Origin of the sequence: Streptomyces sp. NPDC093064 (genome assembly GCF_044754605.1) — a bacterium.
In the GTDB taxonomy this organism is placed as follows: Bacteria; Actinomycetota; Actinomycetes; order Streptomycetales; family Streptomycetaceae; genus Streptomyces.
The window spans coordinates 1-1517 of record NZ_JBIVPK010000145.1; the positions used below are offsets into that span (position 1 = coordinate 1).

The 1517-nt window shown below is 67.4% G+C and carries 2 protein-coding genes; one reads left to right on the forward strand and one right to left on the reverse strand.

Translation table 11 applies throughout. From position 1 onward, the window contains the following. Positions 1-7: 7 nt before the first annotated feature. Positions 8-568, reverse strand: coding sequence for a hypothetical protein (locus ACIQFZ_RS43470; RefSeq protein ID WP_402694004.1), 561 nt, complete (start codon positions 566-568; stop codon positions 8-10). Between ACIQFZ_RS43470 and ACIQFZ_RS43475 the strand changes: the two genes are divergently transcribed. Beyond that, a complete protein-coding gene (locus ACIQFZ_RS43475; protein WP_402694003.1) occupies positions 531-1484 on the forward strand; it encodes an IS630 family transposase in 954 nt (317 codons plus the stop codon). The two genes, ACIQFZ_RS43470 and ACIQFZ_RS43475, sit on opposite strands and share 38 nt — an antisense overlap. The last annotated feature ends 33 nt before the right edge of the window (positions 1485-1517 follow it).

Here is a 1517-nt window from a genome sequence, read left to right on the forward strand (position 1 = left end):
CTCCGCGTTAGTTCGTGGAGGGTGGTGTGGTCCAGGCGGTGGGGTCGTTGAGGTAGAGGCCGCAGGCGCAGTCGAGCGCTTCTTCGGGTGAGCCGAATGGCAGGCCGGTGGGCAGGAAGTTGTCTTGGTATTTGCCGCTGCTGGCGAGGTAGATGGCAAAGCCCCAGGTGTGCAGGACGCCGGTGAAGCGCAGACGGCACAGTGGTAGCGGTTCCTCTGTGCCCGGCGTTTCGCCTGCCACGTAGGCGAATCCGGTCCGAAAACGGACCTGGACGCCCGAGAGTTGGGGCCAGCGTTCCCGCGCGTGGTCGCGCAGTCGGACGCGGAGGTGGTGCTGCATGGACTCGGGCGGGTTCTTCGGCACGTCCCCCATCTTGCCCGGCAACGATTGCGCTGCGCCATGATCACCTGTCATGGGTGGGAACAGGCAGGCAGTGTCGGTGGTGCTGGACGAGGCGTTACGAGCGCGGCTGACAAGCCTTGCCGGCTCCACGCGCGGGCAAGTGCGGGCGGTGCTGCGGGCGAAGATTGTGCTCGCTGCCGCTGCGGGAGCGTCCAACGCCGCCATCGCCCGAACGCTGGCAGTCAACGTGAACACGGTCCGCAAGTGGCGAGGGAGGTTCACCGCTGCCGGGATGGAGGGACTCAAAGACGCTCCACGCCCAGGGCGGCCACGCCTTTACGACAGTCAGGTGCGGCTGGCCGTGGTGGCTGCCGCAACCAGTGCACCACCCCACCCGGAGTCGACATGGACGCACCGCACCATCGCCACCCAGGTCGCGGACACCACGTCCGCCGCTATCTCCCCGTCCCAGGTCGGCCGGATCCTGGCCGGCCTGGACCTCAAGCCGCACAAAGTCCGCGGCTGGCTCACCCGCCGCGACAATCCCCAGTTCTGGGAACGGGCCGCCGACATCTGCAACCTCTACCTCAACCCGCCGAACGACGCGGTGGTGCTGTCCATCGACGAGAAGACCGCCATCGCCGCCCGCTCCCGCAAGCACCCCGGCCGTCCCGCCGGACCCGGCCGGCCGCCCCGCCAGGAATTTGAATACATCCGCCACGGCACCGTCTCGATCAGCGCCGCGCTCAACGTGCGCACCGGCGAGGTCCTCACTCGGCCCATCGCCCGCAACAACGCAGCGACCTTCATCGACTTCCTGCGGATGCTCGAGCGGACCATCAACCCGTGCCACGCCATCCACGTCGTGCTGGACAACGGCGCCTCCCACATCGCACGGACAACCAAGGCATGGCTGGCCGACCATCCCCGCTGGCACGTGCACTGGACCCCGCCGCACGCCTCCTGGCTCAACCAGGTCGAACTGTTCTTCTCAGCCCTGACCCGCCGGGTCCTACGACACGGCGACTTCCCCAGCCGTGACGACCTCATCGACAAAATGGACGCCTACGTGATCGCGCACAACACCACCGCCAAGCCCTACCGCTGGACCTACGACGCCAGCCCAGTCAAAGCCGCGTGACACCTCCACGAACTAACGCGGAGCAGCACTAGT